The sequence below is a fragment of the Methylobacterium sp. 275MFSha3.1 genome (genome assembly GCF_900108435.1).
Classification (GTDB): Bacteria; Pseudomonadota; Alphaproteobacteria; order Rhizobiales; family Beijerinckiaceae; genus Methylobacterium.
In genome coordinates this window covers 267761-281955 of sequence record NZ_FNWP01000003.1, presented here as the reverse complement: position 1 = coordinate 281955, position 14195 = coordinate 267761, and the positions used below count along the sequence as shown (strand labels likewise).

General features: G+C 69.9%; 14 protein-coding genes. All 14 read left to right on the top strand.

The window, feature by feature from the left end:
* Positions 1–33 precede the first annotated feature (33 nt).
* The 14 genes from BLW78_RS04280 to ppdK all read left to right on the top strand — a co-directional run bounded on the left by BLW78_RS04280 (position 34) and on the right by ppdK (position 14107).
* The gene (locus tag BLW78_RS04280; protein ID WP_091676932.1) at positions 34–903 is read left to right on the top strand and encodes a polyprenyl synthetase family protein; all 870 of its coding nucleotides are present in this window, start codon (positions 34–36) and stop codon (positions 901–903) included.
* Between the two features lie 29 nt (positions 904–932).
* Positions 933–2060: a methyltransferase gene (locus BLW78_RS04275; RefSeq protein WP_091676929.1), complete on the top strand. Its 1128-nt coding sequence runs from the start codon at positions 933–935 to the stop codon at positions 2058–2060.
* Between the two features lie 94 nt (positions 2061–2154).
* Entirely contained in the window at positions 2155–3093 is a 939-nt protein-coding gene (gene bchC / locus BLW78_RS04270) for a chlorophyll synthesis pathway protein BchC (protein ID WP_091676925.1), read from the top strand.
* Complete coding sequence (locus BLW78_RS04265; RefSeq protein WP_042669531.1) at positions 3090–4094, top strand: chlorophyllide a reductase iron protein subunit X; 1005 nt, start codon at positions 3090–3092, stop codon at positions 4092–4094. The genes bchC and BLW78_RS04265 overlap by 4 nt, the downstream gene beginning before the upstream one ends.
* A 5-nt stretch (positions 4095–4099) precedes the next feature.
* Complete coding sequence (gene bchY / locus BLW78_RS04260; protein WP_091676923.1) at positions 4100–5629, top strand: chlorophyllide a reductase subunit Y; 1530 nt, start codon at positions 4100–4102, stop codon at positions 5627–5629.
* A complete protein-coding gene (gene bchZ, locus BLW78_RS04255; protein WP_091676920.1) occupies positions 5629–7095 on the top strand; it encodes a chlorophyllide a reductase subunit Z in 1467 nt (488 codons plus the stop codon). Before bchY ends, bchZ begins: the two co-directional genes overlap by 1 nt.
* 35 nt (positions 7096–7130) lie before the next feature.
* A complete protein-coding gene (locus tag BLW78_RS04250) occupies positions 7131–7352 on the top strand; it encodes a hypothetical protein (protein WP_026604760.1) in 222 nt (73 codons plus the stop codon).
* 127 nt (positions 7353–7479) lie between these two features.
* On the top strand, positions 7480–7716 hold the full coding sequence (gene pufB / locus BLW78_RS04245) for a light-harvesting antenna LH1, beta subunit (RefSeq protein WP_012319767.1): 237 nt from the start codon (positions 7480–7482) through the stop codon (positions 7714–7716).
* A gap of 10 nt (positions 7717–7726) precedes the next feature.
* Positions 7727–7918: a light-harvesting antenna LH1, alpha subunit gene (gene pufA, locus BLW78_RS04240; RefSeq protein WP_020091993.1), complete on the top strand. Its 192-nt coding sequence runs from the start codon at positions 7727–7729 to the stop codon at positions 7916–7918.
* Positions 7919–7998: 80 nt separating this feature from the next.
* Complete coding sequence (gene pufL, locus BLW78_RS04235; protein WP_020091994.1) at positions 7999–8823, top strand: photosynthetic reaction center subunit L; 825 nt, start codon at positions 7999–8001, stop codon at positions 8821–8823.
* 80 nt (positions 8824–8903) lie between these two features.
* Positions 8904–9884, top strand: coding sequence for a photosynthetic reaction center subunit M (gene pufM, locus BLW78_RS04230; RefSeq protein WP_020091995.1), 981 nt, complete (start codon positions 8904–8906; stop codon positions 9882–9884).
* A gap of 10 nt (positions 9885–9894) precedes the next feature.
* Complete coding sequence (gene pufC, locus BLW78_RS04225) at positions 9895–10998, top strand: photosynthetic reaction center cytochrome PufC (protein ID WP_056528659.1); 1104 nt, start codon at positions 9895–9897, stop codon at positions 10996–10998.
* A 109-nt stretch (positions 10999–11107) separates the two neighbouring features.
* The gene (locus BLW78_RS04220; RefSeq protein ID WP_012319762.1) at positions 11108–11251 is read left to right on the top strand and encodes a DUF3096 domain-containing protein; all 144 of its coding nucleotides are present in this window, start codon (positions 11108–11110) and stop codon (positions 11249–11251) included.
* Positions 11252–11416: 165 nt separating this feature from the next.
* Complete coding sequence (gene ppdK, locus BLW78_RS04215) at positions 11417–14107, top strand: pyruvate, phosphate dikinase (protein WP_091676917.1); 2691 nt, start codon at positions 11417–11419, stop codon at positions 14105–14107.
* The last annotated feature ends 88 nt before the right edge of the window (positions 14108–14195 follow it).

Sequence of the window (14195 nt, the reverse complement as noted above, 5' to 3'; positions counted from 1 at the left end):
CTGACAACCGCATACAACACGGGAGGCAACGATATGGAGTCCGGTCGGCGGATCGAGATGGCGCTGGATCGCGCCGTTGCGCACGCGGAGGCGCCCGGCGCCCCGCCCCTTCTGGCGGAGGCTCTCCGCTACGCGGTGTTTCCCGGCGGCCATCGGATCCGGCCGCGCCTCTGCCTCTCGGTAGCCCGCGCCTGCGGCGACGACGACCCGGCGGGGTCCGTGGCGGCCGCCGCCGCTATCGAGCTCCTGCATTGCGCCTCGCTGGTCCACGACGACCTGCCGTGCTTCGACGACGCGCCGATGCGGCGGCAGAAGCCATCCGTCCACGTCGCCTTCGGCGAGCCGATCGCCGTCCTGACCGGCGACGCCCTGATCGTCCTCGCCTTCGAGACCCTCGCGCGGTCCGTCGGGCCTCATCCGGCGCGCCTCGGGCGCCTCGTCGGACTCCTCGGTCGCGCAGCGGGGTCGCCGTCTGGCATCGCGGCCGGGCAGGCCTGGGAATCGGAGGCGCATATCAGCCTCAGCGACTATCAGCAGGCGAAGACGGGCGCCCTGTTCGCCGCCGCGACCGTGGCCGGCGCCGCGGCGGCGGGCGCGGAGCCGGAGCCCTGGCGCCGCCTCGGCGAGTGCCTCGGCGAGGCCTATCAGGTCGCCGACGACCTGCGCGACGTCGCCTGCCGGCAGGAGGAGATCGGCAAGCCCGCCGGGCGCGACGCGACGCTGGGCCGCCCCAACGCCGCCGCCCTGCTGGGTACCGGCGGCGCGATGGAGCGCCTGTCCCGGCTGACCCGCGAGGCGATCGCGGCGATCCCGCCCTGTCCGGGCGTGGCCGCGCTCACCGCCGAGATCGAGGCGCAGGCGCGGCTATTCCTGCCCGCGAGCCTGCGCGCGGTGGCGGTCTGAGCGCCGGATCGCTCCCCGGAACCGGCACGGTGCCGCCCGTTCCGCCCGCGTGGGCGGACAGGTGGCTCGCGTGGCGCAACCGCCTCGTCGCCAGCCCCCGGTTCCAGCGCTGGGCAGCGGGTTTTCCGCTGACGCGCCGCATCGCGCAGCGCAACACGCGGGCGCTGTTCGACCTCTGTGCCGGCTTCGTCTACGCGCAGATCCTGACCGCCTGCATCCGCCTCGACCTGTTCGCGATCCTCGCGGAGGGCCCGCAGACGGTCGACGCGCTGGCGCGGCGGCTCGACCTCACGCCCGACGCGGCACGACGCCTGCTGCGCGCCGCCGAGTCCCTCGGTCTGCTGCGCGCCCTGTCGAATGACCGATTCGGGCTTGCCGACCTGGGCGCGGCCCTCGTCGGCAATCCCGGCATTGCCGCCATGATCGAGCATCACGCGCTGCTCTACGCGGATCTCGCGGATCCGGTCGCCCTGCTGCGCGGACAGGCCCAGCCGACCCGCCTCGCGGGCTACTGGCCCTACGCGGCCGGGGCGACGGGCGACGCGCGCACGGTGGCGCCCTACAGCGGCCTGATGGGTGCCTCGCAGGCGCTGATCGCCGAGGACGTGCTGGACGCCTGCGACCTGTCGCGCGTCCGGCACCTCATGGATGTCGGCGGCGGCGAGGGCGCCTTCCTGCAGGCCGTGGCGGCGCGGCACGCCGGCCCCCGCCTGACCCTGTTCGACCTGCCGGCCGTCGCCGACCGCGCCCGGGCGCGCCTCGACCAATCCGGCCTCGGCGACAGGATCGCCTGCCGCGGAGGCGACTTCCACGGCGGGCTGCCCGCGGGCGCCGACACGATCACCCTGGTGCGGATCGTCCACGATCACGACGACGCGCCGGCCCAGGCACTGCTGCGGGCGGCCTACGCGGCGCTGCCGCCGGGCGGCACGCTGCTCATCGCGGAGCCGATGGCCGGGACGCCCGGCGCGGAGCCGGTCGGCGACGCCTATTTCGGCTTCTACCTCCTGGCGATGGGCTCCGGCCGGCCGCGCCGGGCCGAGGAGCTGCGCGCGATGCTCGCGGCCGCAGGTTTCACCGCCACGACCGAGCATCCGACACGTCGCCCCCTGCTCGCGCGGGTGCTGAGAGCCCAAAAAACAGGCCCCGCAAAGTAAGTGTGACTTGACGCTGACCTGTGTCTATCTAGGATGACACATAGCGGCTTCGCACCAGAGAGAGTCGCAACGCAAAGGGTGGACACTTCCAGCCATGGACGCTCTGGCCGTCATTCTGGAAAACCCGGAGCACCTCTCGGTTCAGCGCCTGGCCCTGACGCCGCCCACTGACGCGGACGCGGTCGTGGCGGTGTCCTGGAGCGGGATCAGCACCGGCACCGAGCGCCTGCTCTGGTCGGGGCGGATGCCGCCCTTCCCGGGCATGGGCTACCCCCTGGTGCCGGGCTACGAATCCGTCGGGACGGTCGTGGAGGCGGATGCCGACGCTTCGGTCCGGGTCGGCCAGACCGTCTACGTCCCGGGGGCCCGCTGCTTCGGCGCCGTTCGCGGCCTGTTCGGAGGCGCCGCGTCCCATCTGGTCGCACCGGCCGCCCGCCTCGTGCCGGTGGACGCGGCCCTCGGCGAGCAGGCCTGCCTCCTGGCCCTCGCGGCGACCGCCCATCGCGCCCTCGGGCGCCTCGCCCCCGGGGCGGCGCCGCTCATCGTCGGGCACGGCGTCCTCGGCCGGCTGCTCGCGCGGCTGACCCTGGCTGCGGGCGCCGCGCCCACCGTCTGGGAGACGGACCCCGTGCGCGCAGCCGGCGAGCACGGCTACACCGTCGTCGCGCCCGACGCGGATCCCCGGCGCGACTACGCGACGATCACGGATGTCAGCGGCAACGCCGCCGGCCTCGACGACCTGATCGCCCGGCTCGCACCGGGGGGCGAGATCGTCCTCGCCGGGTTCTACGAGGCGCCCCTCAGCTTCGCTTTCCCGCCCGCCTTCATGCGCGAGGCCCGGATCCGGATCTCGGCCGAGTTCAGGCCCGAGGACACGGTGGCGGTGACGCGGATGATCGAGAGCGGCCGGCTCTCCCTCGAGGGGCTGATTACCCACCGTGCCCCGGCGGCACAGGCCCAGGACGCCTACCGCACCGCGTTCGCGGATCCGGGCTGCCTGAAGATGATCCTCGACTGGAGGGACGCCGCGTGAACGTTCAGCTCAACAAGGCTGCCCTGTCCCAGGCGACTCAGCTCCGCGCCGAGGCCGCGATCGAGCCCGATGCCGTGTCCACCGCACCGGCGAAGAAAGAAACGCAGATCATCGCGATCTACGGCAAGGGCGGCATCGGCAAGTCGTTCACCCTCGCCAATCTCAGCTACATGATGGCCCAGCAGGGCAAGAAGGTCCTGCTGATCGGCTGCGACCCGAAGAGCGATACGACCTCGCTCCTCTTCGGCGGCAAGGCCTGCCCGACCATCATCGAGACGTCGACCAGGAAGAAGCTCGCGGGCGAGTCGGTCGCGATCGGCGACGTCTGCTTCAAGCGCGACGGCGTCTACGCCATGGAGCTCGGCGGTCCCGAAGTCGGGCGCGGCTGCGGCGGCCGCGGCATCATCCACGGCTTCGAGCTTCTGGAGAAGCTGGGCTTCCACGAGTGGGGCTTCGACTTCGTCCTCCTCGACTTCCTCGGCGACGTGGTCTGCGGCGGCTTCGGACTGCCGATCGCCCGGGACATGTGCCAGAAGGTCATCGTCGTCGGCTCGAACGACCTGCAGTCGCTCTACGTCGCCAACAACGTCTGCTCGGCGGTGGAGTATTTCCGCAAGCTCGGGGGCAATGTCGGCGTCGGCGGCCTCGTGATCAACAAGGACGACGGCACCGGCGAGGCCCAGGCCTTCGCGGAGGCGGCCGGCATCCCGGTCCTGGCCTCGATCCCGGCCGACGAGGACATCCGCCGCAAGAGCGCGAATTACGAGATCATCGGCAAGCCGGACGGGCGCTGGGGCACCCTGTTCGCGGAACTCGCCGCCAATGTCGCGGAGGCCGCGCCGCACCGCCCGACGCCGCTCTCGCAGGACGGGCTGCTCGGCCTGTTCTCCAGCGAGACCACCGGCCGCGACGTCGTGCTGGTTCCGGCGACCCACGAGGACATGTGCGGCGTCGCCCACGTGTCCAAGCCGTCCCTCGAAGTCGTGTACGACGAGGTCTGACGCGCATGGCCGTCTCCCTCGACATCGCCGATCTGCGGGCCCGCAAGGCGCCGGCCACCGTCGACCTCGCCGCGGCGCAGAGCGACGGCCTGGGTTGCCACGCCGGCAAGGACGCGATGGTGGCGGCCGCGGAAGCCGCCGGCCTATCGGAGACCCTGGCGCAGCTGCGCGAGGATTATCCCCAGGGCCCGCACGACCAGCCGCAGAGCATGTGCCCGGCCTTCGGCTCGCTGCGGGTCGGTCTGCGGATGCGCCGCACGGCGACGATCCTGTCGGGCTCGGCCTGCTGCGTGTACGGCCTGACCTTCACGTCGCATTTCTACGGGGCGCGGCGCAGCGTCGGCTACGTGCCGTTCAACTCCGAGACGCTCGTCACCGGCAAGCTGTTCGAGGACATCCGCGAGGCGGTCCACGCGACTGCGAAGCCGGAGGATTACGACGCCGTCGTCGTCATCAACCTCTGCGTCCCGACGGCCTCCGGCGTGCCGCTGCGCCTGCTGCCGAAGGCGATCGACGGCGTCCGGGTGATCGGCATCGACGTGCCGGGCTTCGGCGTCCCGACCCACGCGGAAGCGAAGGACGTGCTCGCCGGCGCCATGCTCAAGGTCGCCCGCGCGGAGGCCGAGCAGGGGCCCGTCGCCGCCCCCCGCGGCGGCCGTTCCGAGCGCCCGAGCGTCGCGCTGCTGGGCGAGGTCTTCCCGGCCGACCCGGTGGTGATCGGATCGCTCCTGGAGCCGCTGGGTTTGGCGGCCGGCCCGGTCGTGCCGACCCGGGAATGGCGCGAGCTCTACGCCGCCCTCGACTGCGCGGCGGTGGCGGCGATCCACCCGTTCTACACGGCGTCGATCCGCGAGTTCGAGGCGGCGGGCCGCCCGATCGTCGGCTCCGCTCCCGTGGGCGTCGACGGGACCGCCGACTGGCTCGACCGGATCGGCGAGGCCTGCGGCGTGCCCCGCGCCACCGTCGAGGCGGCCAAGAACCGGATCCTGCCCGGCATCCGCGGCGCGCTCGGCGCGATGCCGATCAAGGGGCGGATCACGCTCTCGGGCTACGAGGGATCGGAGCTGCTCGTGGCGCGCCTCCTCGTCGAGAGCGGCGCCGAGGTCCCCTATGTCGGCACCGCCTGCCCGCGCACGCCCTGGTCGGAGGCGGATCGCGACTGGCTCGAGTCTCGCGGAACGGAGGTCCGCTACCGGGCCTCCCTCGAGGATGATCTGTTCGCCTTCGAAGCGCTGAAGCCCGATCTCGCCATCGGCACGACGCCGGTGGTGCAGCGCGCCAAGGAGCGCGGCACGCCGGCGCTCTACTTCACCAACCTGATCTCGGCGCGCCCGCTGATGGGCGCGGCCGGCGCCGGGTCGCTCGCCACGGTGATCAACGCCGCCCTCGGCAACAGGGCGCGGTTCGACGCCATGCGCGACTTCTTCGAGGGCGTCGGCACCGGCCACGCCGCGGGTGTCTGGCAGGAGGTGCCGCAGAAGCGCCAGGGACCGAAGATCGAGGGCCCCAAGAAGCCGATCGGGGAGATGGCCTGATGCTCATCCTCGATCACGACAGGGCCGGCGGCTACTGGGGCGCGGTCTACGTCTTCACGGCGATCAAGGGCCTGCAGGTCGTCATCGACGGCCCCGTGGGCTGCGAGAACCTGCCGGTCACCTCGGTTCTGCACTACACCGACGCGCTGCCGCCGCACGAGCTGCCGATCGTGGTCACGGGCTTGGCCGAAGAGGAACTCGGCCGGCACGGGACCGAGGGCGCGATGAAGCGCGCCCACGCGACCCTCGATCCGGGTCAGCCGAGCGTGGTGGTCACCGGCTCGATCGCCGAGATGATCGGCGGTGGCGTGACCCCTGAGGGCACCGGCCTCCAGCGCTTCCTGCCGCGCACCATCGACGAGGACCAGTGGCAAGCGGCCGACCGCGCCATGCGCTGGCTCTGGCAGGAATACGGCGCCAAGAAATTCGCCAAGAAAGGCATCCCGGCCCGGCCCGAGAAGAAGCCCGGCGAGAAGCCGCGGGTGAACCTGATCGGCCCGGCCTACGGCACCTTCAACATGCCCTCCGACCTCGCCGAGATCCGGCGGTTGGTCGAGGGGATCGGCGCCGAGGTGAACCTCACCTTCCCGCTCGGTGCGCACCTCGCCGACGTGCCGAAGCTGGTCAACGCCGACGCCAATATCTGCCTCTACCGGGAGTTCGGGCGGCTGCTCTGCGAGGATCTGGAGCGCCCGTACCTGCAGGCGCCGATCGGCATCCTGTCCACGACCAAGTTCCTGCGCTCGCTCGGCGCGATCCTGGGCCTCGATCCCGAGCCGTTCATCGAGCGGGAGCGGCACACCACGATCAAGCCGGTCTGGGACCTCTGGCGCTCGGTGACGCAGGACTTCTTCGGGACCGCGAGCTTCGGCATCGTCGCGACCGAGACCTACGCGCGCGGCGTGCGCCACTTCCTCGAAGACGAGATGGGCCTGCCCTGCCACTTCGCCTTCGGGCGCTCGGCGGGTCTGAAGCCCGACAACGCGGCCGTCCGCGCCGCCGTCGCGGCCAAGCCGCCGCTGGTGCTGTTCGGCTCGTTCAACGAGCGGATGTACCTCGCCGAGTGCGGCGCCCGGGCGACCTACGTCCCGGCCTCGTTCCCAGGCGCGATCATCCGACGGCACACCGGCACGCCGTTCATGGGCTACGCCGGGGCGACCTACCTGGTCCAGGAGGTCTGCAACGCCCTGTTCGACACCCTCTTCCACATCCTGCCGCTCGCCCGCGACATGGACAAGGTCGAGGCCACTCCCACGCGGCGGCACGCCGAGCTGCCGTGGGACGAGGCCGCCCGGCAGGCACTCGACGCCCTCGTCGAGGCCCAGCCGGTGCTCGCCCGGATCTCCGCGGCCAAGCGCCTGCGCGACGCCGCCGAGCGGGCTGCCCGGGACACCGAGGCCGCCGCCGTAGCGCCCGCCCACGTGGCGCGGGCCCGGGCCGCCCTCGCGGGAGGAGTGCCCGCATGAGCCGCCTTTCCGTTTCACCCAGAGGAGACCTGACGATGCGAACGATGGTCCCGACCGGCCGCCAGCACCAGGAAGCGTTTCAGTTCCGGCTGATCCTGGCGGCGACCTACCCGTTCTTCCTCGCCGCCGCGGCGCTGAACCGGTTCCGGCCCAGCCGCGAGACGGCCCGCCCGGGCCTCGCGCCGGCGCGCCGCTCGGTCTTCGGCGAGGCCCGCGCCATGGCGGTTCAGGCGATCCCCTTCGCCTTCATGGGCTGAAACGCCCCTGAGCGAGACGCTTCCGTCCGGTCACGCGGGGGAAGTCGGGCCGTGACAGCCGAAAGGCATCGCGGCTGAACCCGTCGCGCCTCGCCAGAGGCGCGGCCAACACACGGAGGTCTGAACGATGGCGAGTGGACCCGTCACAACAGAAAGACCGAGCAGCCTGTCCGGGCTGACGGAACCGGAAGCCAAGGAGTTCCACGCGATCTTCCTGACGAGCTTCCTCATCTTCACGGCGATCGCCGTGGTCGCCCACATCCTCGTCTGGCTGTGGCGTCCGTGGCTCCCCGGACCGCAGGGCTACGCCTCTCTCGAGGGCGTTCGCGATGCGGCCCACGCCCTCGTCACGATGATCGGCTGAGGAGGATCGGATGCACAAGGTTTGGTTGCTCTTCGATCCGCGGCGCACGCTGGTGGCTCTGTTCACCTTCCTCTTTATCCTGGCGCTGCTGATCCACTTCATCCTGCTCTCGACCGACCGGTTCAACTGGCTGGACGGCCCGAGAAACAACAAGGCGGCCCAGAACACCATCACGCTCGCGCTGCCGCAGATGCCGGCCTGAGTGCCGGTCCGGACCGCGGCGCGCGAGGGCCGCGGTCCACCAACCTTCTTCTTCTCCGGCCTGACTGAGGAGCAGCCGCCATGGCGATGCTGAGCTTCGAGCGCAAATACAGGGTTCGCGGCGGCACCTTGCTCGGAGGCGACCTGTTCGACTTCTGGGTCGGGCCGTTCTTCGTCGGTTTCTTCGGCGTCGTCGGCATGTTCTTCACGGTGCTGGGCACCGCGCTCGTCATCTACGGCGCCGCGATCGGACCGACCTGGAACATCTGGCAGATCAACATCGCGCCGCCCGATGTCAGCTACGGCCTGAGACTCGCGCCGCTGAAGGATGGCGGGCTCTGGCAGATCATCACCATGTGCGCGCTCGGCTCGTTCGTCTCCTGGGCGCTGCGCGAGGTCGAGATCTGCCGCAAGCTCGGGATCGGCTACCACGTCCCCGCGGCCTTCGGGATGGCGATCTTCGCTTACTTCACCCTCGTGGTGATCCGGCCGCTGCTGATGGGCGCCTGGGGCTACGGCTTCCCGTACGGCATCCTCAGCCATCTCGATTGGGTGTCCAACACCGGATACCAGTATCTCCACTTCCACTATAATCCGGCCCACATGCTGGCCGTGACGTTCTTCTTCACGACGACGCTGGCCCTGGCGATGCACGGCGGCCTGATCCTGTCGGCGACCAACCCGAAGAAGGGCGAGACCGTCAAGACGCCCGAGCACGAGGACACCTTCTTCCGCGACACGATCGGCTACTCGATCGGCACGCTCGGCATCCACCGCCTCGGCCTGTTCCTGGCTCTCTCTGCAGGGTTCTGGAGCGCGGTCTGCATCGTCATCAGCGGGCCGTTCTGGACGCAGGGCTGGCCGCAATGGTGGGGCTGGTGGCTCAACCTGCCGGTCTGGCGGTGACAGGTCGGACGCGATCGGAACGAGGGGACTAACGCGGGTCGCCGCCGCCCAGCGCGCGGCACTCCGGGGGAGGGCAGGCCATGGCCTATTACCAGAACATCTTCACGCAGGTTCAGGTGCGCCCGCTCGTGCCGGATCAGGGCGTTCCGGTCGCGGTCGACGAGCGGGTCGGCAAGCCGTTCAACAGCTACCTGTTCGGGCTGATCGGCAACAGCCAGGTCGGGCCGATCTACATCGGCTACATCGCGGCCCTGTCGATCACCTGCGGGGTGATCGCCTTCGAGATCATCGGGCTCAATATGTGGGCCTCGGTGAACTGGGATCCGGTCCAGTTCGTGCGGCAATTGCCGTGGCTCGCCCTCGAGCCCCCCCTCCCGAAGTACGGCCTGAAGGTCCTTCCGCCCCTGAACGAGGGCGGGTGGTGGCTCATCGCGGGCTTCTTCCTGACGGCCTCGATCCTGCTGTGGTGGGTCCATCTCTACAAGCGGGCGCGGGCGCTCGGCCTCGGCCTGCACGTGCCGTGGGCCTTCGCGTCGGCGATCTGGCTCTACCTCGTCCTCGGCTTCATCCGGCCGGTGCTGATGGGTTCGTGGTCGGAAGCCGTGCCGTTCGGCATCTTCCCGCACCTCGACTGGACCGCCGCCTTCTCGCTCCGCTACGGGAACCTGTTCTACAACCCGTTCCACATGCTCTCGATCACGTTCCTCTACGGGTCGACGCTGCTGTTCGCGATGCACGGGGGCACGATCCTGGCCTGCTCGCGCTACGGCGCGGAGCGCGAGATCGACCAGATCGTCGACCGCGGCACGGCCACCGAGCGCGCCGCCCTGTTCTGGCGCTGGACCATGGGCTTCAACGCCACGATGGAATCTGTCCACCGCTGGGCGTGGTGGTTCGCCGTGCTGACGACGCTGACCGGTGGCATCGGCATCCTGCTCACCGGGACCGTGGTCGACAACTGGTACCTCTGGGCGGTCAAGCACGGCGTCGCGCCCTCGTACCCGCAGGTCTACGGCCCGATCGTGGATCCCGCCCATCTCGCACCCGGCATGAAGCCGTGAGGAGGCCGTCATGAAGACGATTCTGGCGGTGGCCGGCGGCGCACTGGCCCTCTTCCTCACCATCGCGATGTTCGGCGGCGCCGGCTGGACCCACCCGCCGATGGCGAACAAGCAGACCGGCTTCCGCGGGACGGGCATGGACCTGATCCGCACCCGCGCCGGCAACGAGGCGCTGGCCGCCGCGAACGTCGCCCCGACCCCGGCCGATCCGGCCGATGCGGGCGGCGACAAGGCCTCGGCCGTCTACCAGAACGTCCAGGTTCTGGGCGATCTCTCGGCCGAGCAGTTCAACCGGCTGATGGTGTCGATCACCGAGTGGGTGGCCCCGCAGCAGGGCTGCACCTACTGCCACAGCACCGAGAACATGGCGTCCGACGAGCTCTACCAGAAGCGCGTCGCCCGGCGGATGCTCCAGATGACCCAGTACATCAACTCGTCCTGGAAGGAGAACCACGTCCATCAGGCGGGCGTGACCTGCTACACCTGCCACCGCGGCAATCCGGTGCCGGCCAATATCTGGTTCGATCATCCGGTCCAGGGAGCGGGGCGCTTCATCCCGCGCAACAACAGCCAGAACCTCGCCTCCGCGGAGGTCGGCAACACCTCGCTGCCCTACGACGTCTATCAGGCCTTCTATCAGCACAAGGAGACGTCTGAGGATGCGGTCCGGGTCAACGCCACGACGGCGCTACCAGAGACCAAGGGCAAGCCGATCCAGGACGCCGAGAAGACCTTCGCGATCATGATCAGCATGTCGCAGTCTCTCGGGGTCAACTGCACCTTCTGCCACAACACCCGGTCGGTGGCGCAGTGGGACACCAGCACGCCCAACCGTGTCCATGCCTGGTACGGCATCCGGATGGTTCGTGACCTGAACCAGGATTATATGGAGCCGCTGAAATCGACATTCCCGCGGAACCGGCTCGGGATCCTGGGCGACGTGCCGAAGATCAACTGCGCCACCTGTCACAACGGCGCCAACAAGCCGCTCAACGGCGCCAACGTGATCGAGCCCTATCCGGAGCTGTCGCACCCGACGATCGCCGTGAGCCTGCCGACCGGCGAGGCCAAGGACCCGATCCCCGGGACCGAGACCCCGACGCCGAAGCCCTGATCCGCCCCGGGGCGGCCGGACCGCCGGCCGCCCCGCCCAAGCTACAGGGAACCTCCGTGGGGTAGAGGCGTCGATACCGGCGGCCAAGCTCGGCCCTCAGGAGGCGTCCGTGACCATCACCATCTCGAACCTCCAGCCGCTGATCGCGATCCTCGCCGGAATCCTGATCCTGGTGATGCCGCGGCTGCTCAACTACATCGTCGCGATCTACCTGATCGTCGTCGGCGTGATCGGGCTCGGAATCCTGCATTGACGGGCCGCGCCCGCGCCGCGGCGGCGCGGACCTGACAGACCGCTCGAGCCGTCAGTCGCGCACGCACAGGGCCATCGCGCGTTCATCTTGCGTTGCGCTGCGGGATGGTCCAACCCCGCCCATCAGCTCGGCCGGCGCCGGGCACCAGATACGGACGGGATCGACATGGCGACCGGCAGCGCGAAGTGGGTCTATGCCTTCGGCGACGGCAAGGCGGAGGGCAAGTCGCAGATGCGCGACCTGCTCGGCGGCAAGGGCGCCAACCTCGCCGAAATGTCCAACCTGGGCCTGCCGGTCCCGCCGGGCTTCACGATCACCACCGAGGTCTGCACCTACTTCTACGATCACGGCAAATCCTATCCGCCGGAGCTCAAGGATCAGGTGGCCGAAGCGCTCGCCCAGGTGGGCAAGCTCACCGGCCGCAAGTTCGGCGACGCGACGAACCCGCTGCTCGTGTCGGTCCGCTCGGGTGCGCGCGCCTCAATGCCCGGCATGATGGACACGGTCCTCAATCTCGGCCTCAACGACGAGACCGTCCTGGCCCTCGCCAAGGAGGCCGACGACGAGCGCTTCGCCTACGATTCGTACCGCCGGTTCATCACGATGTACTCGAACGTGGTGCTCGGCGTTGAGCACCACGCCTTCGAGGAGGCGCTGGAGCAGTACAAGGAGGGCAAGGGCTTCGACCTCGACACCGAGCTCGGCGCCGGCGACTGGAAGACCCTCATCCAGACCTACAAGAAGATCGTGCGCGACGAGCACGGCTCGGACTTCCCGCAGGGCGCGGACGACCAGCTCTGGGGTGCGATCGGCGCTGTGTTCAATTCGTGGATGATCCCCCGCGCGAAGAAGTACCGGGAGCTGAACAACATCCCGGAGAGCTGGGGCACGGCCGTCAACGTGCAGGCCATGGTGTTCGGCAACATGGGCGACACGTCGGCCACCGGCGTCGCCTTCACCCGCAACCCCTCCACCGGTGAGAAGGCGCTCTACGGCGAGTTCCTGATCAACGCGCAGGGCGAGGATGTTGTGGCGGGCATCCGCACCCCGCAGAACATCACCGAGAAGGCGCGAGAAGAGGCGGAGAGCGACAAGCCTTCCATGGAGAAGGCCATGCCCGAGAGCTTCGCGGAGCTGACCCGGATCTACGGGATCCTGGAGTCGCACTACCGCGACATGCAAGACATGGAATTCACTATCGAGAAGGGGAAGCTCTGGATGCTCCAGACCCGCAACGGCAAGCGCACGGCCAAGGCCGCCCTGCGCATCGCCGTTGATCTGGCGGGCGAGGGGCTGATCTCCCGCGAGGAGGCGATCGGCCGCGTCGAGCCCGGCGCCCTCGACCAACTCCTGCACCCGACCATCGACCCGAAGGCCGACCGCAAGGTGATCGCCTCCGGCCTGCCGGCCTCGCCCGGCGCGGCGACCGGCGAGATCGTGTTCAATTCCGAGGACGCGGAGGCGCACCGCAAAGCCGAGCGCAAGTGCATCCTGGTGCGGATCGAGACCTCGCCCGAGGACATCCACGGCATGCACGCCGCCGAGGGCATCCTCACCACCCGCGGCGGCATGACCAGCCACGCGGCCGTGGTGGCCCGCGGCATGGGCAAGCCCTGCGTCTCCGGCGTCGGCTCGATCCGGATCGACTACAAGGCGCAGACCCTGACGGTCGGCGGCACGACGCTGAAGGCCGGCGACCGGATCACCATCGACGGCTCTACCGGCCAGGTGATCCAGGGCGAGGTGAAGATGCTGGAGCCCGAGCTGTCGGGCGACTTCGCCACGCTGATGGAGTGGGCCGACGCGATCCGCGGCATGAAGGTCCGGGCCAACGCCGACACGCCGACCGACGCCCGCACCGCGCGCAACTTCGGCGCCGAGGGCATCGGCCTCTGCCGCACCGAGCACATGTTCTTCGAGGGTGACCGCATCATCGCGGTCCGCGAGATGATCCTCGCCGACGACGCCGAGGGCCGACGGACGGCGCTGGCGAAGATCCTGCCCTACCAGCGGCAGGACTTCCTCGAGCTGTTCACGATCATGTCCGGCCTGCCGGTCACGATCCGCCTGCTCGACCCGCCGCTCCACGAGTTCCTGCCGCACACCGACGCCGAGGTCGCCGAGGTCGTGAAGGCGACGGGCGTCTCCGAGGAGAAAATCCGGCACCGGACGCGCGAGCTGTCCGAGCACAACCCGATGCTCGGCTTCCGCGGCTGCCGCCTCGCGATCGCCTTCCCGGAGATCGCCGAGATGCAGGCCCGCGCGATCTTCGAGGCCGCGGTCCAGGCGGCCGCCGATACCGGCAAGGCGGTGACGCCCGAGGTGATGGTGCCGCTGGTCTTCACCCGCGCCGAGTTCGACATCGTGAAGGCCCGGATCGACGCCATGGCGAAGGCCGTGGCCGAGGAGAAGGGCGCGACCCTCGACTATCAGGTCGGCACGATGATCGAGCTGCCGCGCGCGGCCCTCAAGGCCAATGAGATCGCCGAGACCGCGGAGTTCTTCTCCTTCGGCACCAACGACCTCACCCAGACGGCGCTGGGCATCTCCCGCGACGACGCCGCCACCTTCCTGGGCCCCTACACCCAGAAGGGCATCCTGCCGGCCGACCCGTTCATCACGATCGATCAGGAAGGCGTGGGCGAGTTGGTGCGCATCGGCGTCGAGCGCGGCCGCAAGACCCGGCCGGACATCAAGCTCGGCATCTGCGGCGAGCACGGGGGCGATCCCGCCTCGGTCGGCTTCTGCCAGGAGGTGGGGCTCGATTACGTGTCCTGCTCGCCCTACCGGGTGCCGATTGCCCGACTGGCGGCCGCCCAGGCGGCGCTCGGCAAGGTCGCCGGCAAGGAAGGCTGAGACCGGTCCGGGGGACGCCGAGCGCGTCCCCCTTTCGGCTATCAACCGTCCGTATGAGGATCAGTGGAAAAATTCGCCTTTCGGTCGA

What these genes read in the sequence shown, in the direction of transcription:
- ppdK (WP_091676917.1), top strand. Translation starts at nt 11,417, where the DNA reads ATGGCGACCGGCAGCGCGAAGTGGGTCTATGCCTTCGGCGACGGCAAG.
- pufL (WP_020091994.1), top strand. Translation starts at nt 7,999, where the DNA reads ATGGCGATGCTGAGCTTCGAGCGCAAATACAGGGTTCGCGGCGGCACC.
- pufM (WP_020091995.1), top strand. Translation starts at nt 8,904, where the DNA reads ATGGCCTATTACCAGAACATCTTCACGCAGGTTCAGGTGCGCCCGCTC.
- bchZ (WP_091676920.1), top strand. Translation starts at nt 5,629, where the DNA reads ATGCTCATCCTCGATCACGACAGGGCCGGCGGCTACTGGGGCGCGGTC.
- bchY (WP_091676923.1), top strand. Translation starts at nt 4,100, where the DNA reads ATGGCCGTCTCCCTCGACATCGCCGATCTGCGGGCCCGCAAGGCGCCG.
- pufC (WP_056528659.1), top strand. Translation starts at nt 9,895, where the DNA reads ATGAAGACGATTCTGGCGGTGGCCGGCGGCGCACTGGCCCTCTTCCTC.
- bchC (WP_091676925.1), top strand. Translation starts at nt 2,155, where the DNA reads ATGGACGCTCTGGCCGTCATTCTGGAAAACCCGGAGCACCTCTCGGTT.
- pufB (WP_012319767.1), top strand. Translation starts at nt 7,480, where the DNA reads ATGGCGAGTGGACCCGTCACAACAGAAAGACCGAGCAGCCTGTCCGGG.
- BLW78_RS04250 (WP_026604760.1), top strand. Translation starts at nt 7,131, where the DNA reads ATGCGAACGATGGTCCCGACCGGCCGCCAGCACCAGGAAGCGTTTCAG.
- BLW78_RS04280 (WP_091676932.1), top strand. Translation starts at nt 34, where the DNA reads ATGGAGTCCGGTCGGCGGATCGAGATGGCGCTGGATCGCGCCGTTGCG.
- pufA (WP_020091993.1), top strand. Translation starts at nt 7,727, where the DNA reads ATGCACAAGGTTTGGTTGCTCTTCGATCCGCGGCGCACGCTGGTGGCT.